Below are 4,381 nucleotides of genomic sequence, written 5' to 3' on the forward strand. Positions count from 1 at the left end.
GGGCGGGCCGCGGGAACGTGGGGTTGGGGGGGGGAGGGGGGGCGGCGCGGGCGAGGGAGTTGCCCAAGCGCGACCGGATGGCAAAGAGCACGGGTTGGGCGTGAGCCCGCGGGCGCGGTGTCACGAGGTGGAGCGGTGGATCAGTTGGCGCTGCTCCCCGCCGCCGGCTCCTCAGCGAGCTGGGCCGCGGGCGCCGGCTCGGCCGCGGCAGCGGCTGCCTGCTGGTCGGGCTGGTGGTCACCGGCCAGCAGGCGTTGCGCCGTACCCGGCACCAGATCGAACTCTTCTTCGACCATGGCGTTCCAGGCCTCGCGCTTGAAGGTCTGCTCGCTCGGGACCTTCCGGTGGACCAGATTCATGTGGCAGTCGATGCAGGTCTTACCGCCGGTTTCTTCCTGGTGGATTGCGGCGGTGTTGGCGCGGGTGCCCTGAATGGCGTCCAGCGCATGGCAGCGCTTGCAGGTGGCGGAATCGCGCTTGCGGAACCATTCCCGGGCAGCGAAGGCCGCGTCCGGCAGGTGCAGCAGGTTTACTACTGGGTCGTCGTAGTCGGCCTTGCCGAAGAGCTGCTTGATGAGGTCCTTGGTGCCGACCACGTGGTCGTAAGTGGCCATGACGATGCCCTCGGACACGTGGCAGTCCCCGCAGCTCGCGCGCACGCCGGAGGCGGAGTTGTAGTGCGCAGACTGCTGGTAGCTGTCGTCGGCGTAGGTCATCGAGTGGCAGGTGGTGCAGAACTCGTTGGAGCTGGTGTAGTGGTCGAACTCCAGCAGAAAGAACATGAACACCACACCCCCGAGCCCCCCCGCCACCAGCGCGAACAGCACATGGCGCGTGATAAAGACCGGCGGATCGAGCTTGATCATTGCGCACCCTCCTCAGCGGCGGCCTCACCCGTTTCGGCAGCGGCGGTCGTGACGGCCTCATCGGTGTCCCGAGCGGCCGCGTCCCCCGTTGCAGCCGGCTCCTCGGTTGCGGCGGGCTCGTCGGCCGGTGACTGCTCTGGAACCGGCGTCGGCTCCGGCTCTGGCGGCATCCAGCCAAGGATGGGATTGCCCTCTCCCCCTCGAGCGAGCCAAGCATGGCCTTCGGCGCCATCGATGTGCGCATCCACCAGCTCCGCAACGCGATCACCGGCCGCCGCCCGCGCCTCTGGCAGGAAGCGGCTGTAGAAATTGCGGCCCACCATGTACATACCCTCCCACCAGGCATGGTTCGGGCTCATCATGGAGGCGCCGTGGCGCGCACGGGCGCCCTCGTCGTGCCACAGCTCCCAATAGGTGAACTCCAGTGGCTCGTCGAAGGGCAGCGGGGTCAGCAGGCCTGCGTCGTAAAGGCTGGCCATGATGGCCGCCGCCGGCTCGCCGAACTTGGTGTTGTACAGCTCCACCACGTCGTCGAACTGCCGCATGAAGCCCTCAGTCATGGTCTTGGAGTGGCACTCCAGGCAGACGGTGGACATCACCATCCGCCGGCGCTCCGGTGTGGCGACGACCTTGACCTTGGCTGTGCTGCCATCGGCCTTGGTGAGCTCGGCGCCGCGCTTCGGCGGCTTGGCATCGGCGGGCATCTCCAGCTTCGAGCCGTCGTCCAACACCACGAGGTATTGCTGCTGCGACACCGGTGTGTTCAGCGCCCAGGCGTTGCGCAGGCCGACGTCGTGCGTGGCCGGGACCTTACCTGCGGCGCCCATGTGGCAGGTGACGCAGGTGGGCGCGGCAGTGTAGTCCTTGCCCGCCACCCAGGTGTCGCTGTGCAGGTTCATGGCATCGCGCTGGGCGGCGTAGATCATGCCGTGCTTGGAGGCCTCGAAGATCTCCTTGTCCGGGGAGTCGGGCCCGGAATGGCAGCGCACGCAGGCGTCCGGCTCCCGCGCCTGCGCCTTGGAGAAGGCGTGGCGACCGTGGCAGGACGAGCAGCTGCCCTTGGAGCCATCCGGGTTGATGCGGCCGATGCCGGAGTTGGGCCAGGTGGCCGGGTCCAGGGTGCCGTCGCCGCGCACCTTCACCTGCGAGCCGTGGCACTGATCACAGCCGGCGGCCTGCATCTCGGGCCCGGTGACGTTGTGCGCTAGAGCCGGCACCCGGTCCTTGATGATGGCGTAGGCCTCGGCATGCACGGAGCCCTCCTGCTCCTGGTATTCCTTCTCGTGGCAGCGCCCGCAGTCCTTGGGCGAGACGATGGTGGCGATGACGTGCCCCTCGTGCTCGATGGCATCCACGTCGGCCGCGTCCGCCTGGTGGCAGTCCATGCAGTTGACGCCGGCGGTCTTGTGCGCGCTTTGATGCCACTGCTCGGCGATGCCGGGTGAAGCCTTCTCATGGCAGCTGGCACAGTCTTCGCCGGCGGGATGGCCCCACTCGCTCGGGTCCAGCTTCACCTTTTCGGCCGCCACGGGCAGCGCGAGCGCGGCGCAAAGCAGACAAATAAGCAATGCCGCAAGGCGCTGTTGGCGGCGATGCGACCGCTGCTGCGGCTGATGGATTAGTGCATTCATGGGAGCTTCTGCCTTACTGCCTGCGGTAAATACCAGGCGCCGGTGTGAGTTCGCACCGGCCGCCGCGCGAGACCGCTTGTCGTGGGTGCGCGACGGCAGCCTTCCGGCCAATGACCGTCGCGGCGCATGATCCGCTCATCCCCCCATCGCAGGCTTGCGAATAGAGGCTGCAGAGCAGATTAGCGCCTGCTAATTTAATTATTCACTTTATTGTCGATCTTCTTTCAATCGCACTGCCAGCAATGCTCAGAAATTAGAGCAAGAAGGCCCACTGCGGGCAATGAAGATAATTGACCGCGCGCATGTGATCGACCGGCCGATGCAGAAACAATGACGCCGCGTTCGCGCATCCATCGAATAACCAAGGGAGGAAGCTCGTGAAACCCATCCCGATCCTGTTCAAACGCCCGCTCCAGCAACGCGTCCGGGGCCTCACATCCGCCGCGCTGGCACTGCTGGCCACGACCGCCTTCGGCCCAGCCGTGCAGGCGGAAGAGTCCATTCACCATGTCTCCTCGGAGGTCTGCGCCAACTGCCACCAGGAGATCTTCAAGCAGTGGCAGGGCTCCATGCACGCCAACAGCACGGCGCTCAAGGACCCGATCCACGGCACCTTCTACAAGATGGTCGTCGGCGATCCCACGGCGGAGGACGTCAAGCACAAGGCTTCCGGCAAGTATCCGATCTGCCTGCAGTGCCACGCGCCCAACGCCGCGAAGGACGGCAAGACCAAGCTCGACGCCATGGCTGCCTACAGCGAGGGCGTCAACTGTGTCGCCTGCCACACACTCAAAAAATTCAAGGGTGTGCGCGGGGAAGACGGCAAGCTCCGGCTTGGTCTCAAGGCCTACGAGGTGGCCGACACCCTGCAGGGCCCGCAGGGCGTCAACAACGGTCTGGCGCAGCTGGCCTCGGCGAGCGACGATCTGTTCGGCGGCGTCGGCGTCGGCGGCGGTGCGGACTCGCAGAAGCCGAACCCGCACCTGGGCGAGCCGGTGGAATTCGAGGGCGAAGAGATCCAGGCCCTGCCGATGGAAGGCAATCCGCGGCTGATGAAGACCTCGGACTCCTGCTGGGGCTGCCATGACCAGCGCAACAACCCCCACGGTGTACCGCTCTGCCAGACCGGCAACGAGTACATCGACAGCAAGACCGACGTGAACTGCCTGTCCTGCCACATGCCGGTGACCGACGGGCTGGCCGACCACAGCATGGGCGGCGGCCACAGCAAGCCGATGCTCAAGCGCTCTGTCGTGTTCGACGTGAACAGCGAGCGCGACGGCGACATGCTGAAGACCAGCGTCTACATCAAGAACCAGCAGCCGCATGCCATGCCCACGGGTGCGCCGTTCCGCAACATCTACGTCAAGCTCACCGCTTACGATGACGCGGGCCAGCCCATCTGGCAGAACGCCGAGGGCCACCCGGCGAAGGACGACCCGCAGGCCTACATGGCGTACGCCCTGGCAGACGATGAGGGCATGCCGGCGCCTCCGCCGACGGCCACCCAGCCCGGTGAGGACACCCGCCTCAAGCCTCATGAAGAACGGGTGCTCGAGTACGAGATCCCGGCCGAGGGCGTGGCCCTGGTCCGCGGGGAGCTCTACTACAATCTGCTCTGGCCGAACCTGGTCAAGAAGTTCGACCACCTGCCGGAAGACGTAAAAGAGCCGGTGCTCATCGCCGAGTCCGAACAGGCCATGAGCGCCGAATAAGGTCGGCGTACTCCGCAGCGGCCGTGCAATGACGGCCGCCCCCACATCCAGGCACCCGTCGCTTCGCGCCCGGGTGCTTTTTTTTGGCTAGGTCCTGTCGAAGGAGCGCGGACCGGGTACAGTTGGCACAATCTCCCGTGGATACCGCGCCGCTGCGGTCAGTCCTTAG

3 protein-coding genes are annotated in these 4,381 nt (G+C 66.1%); 1 reads left to right on the forward strand and 2 read right to left on the reverse strand.

Annotated features, from left to right (window positions below):
* Positions 1–140: 140 nt before the first annotated feature.
* Positions 141–866 (reverse strand): NapC/NirT family cytochrome c, encoded by a 726-nt coding sequence (locus tag I6U14_RS14610; RefSeq protein WP_296900249.1) that lies wholly within the window; start codon positions 864–866, stop codon positions 141–143.
* Positions 863–2,497, reverse strand: a complete 1,635-nt coding sequence (locus I6U14_RS14615; RefSeq protein WP_296900250.1) for a multiheme c-type cytochrome — start codon at positions 2,495–2,497, stop codon at positions 863–865. Before I6U14_RS14615 ends, I6U14_RS14610 begins: the two co-directional genes overlap by 4 nt.
* A 377-nt stretch (positions 2,498–2,874) precedes the next feature.
* On the opposite strand from I6U14_RS14615, the gene I6U14_RS14620 reads away from it, so the two are divergent.
* Positions 2,875–4,212, forward strand: coding sequence for a cytochrome c family protein (locus tag I6U14_RS14620; RefSeq protein WP_296900251.1), 1,338 nt, complete (start codon positions 2,875–2,877; stop codon positions 4,210–4,212).
* Positions 4,213–4,381: the final 169 nt, after the last annotated feature.

The sequence above is a fragment of the Thiohalocapsa sp. genome, assembly GCF_019695415.1.
In the GTDB taxonomy this organism is placed as follows: Bacteria; Pseudomonadota; Gammaproteobacteria; order Chromatiales; family Chromatiaceae; genus Thiohalocapsa.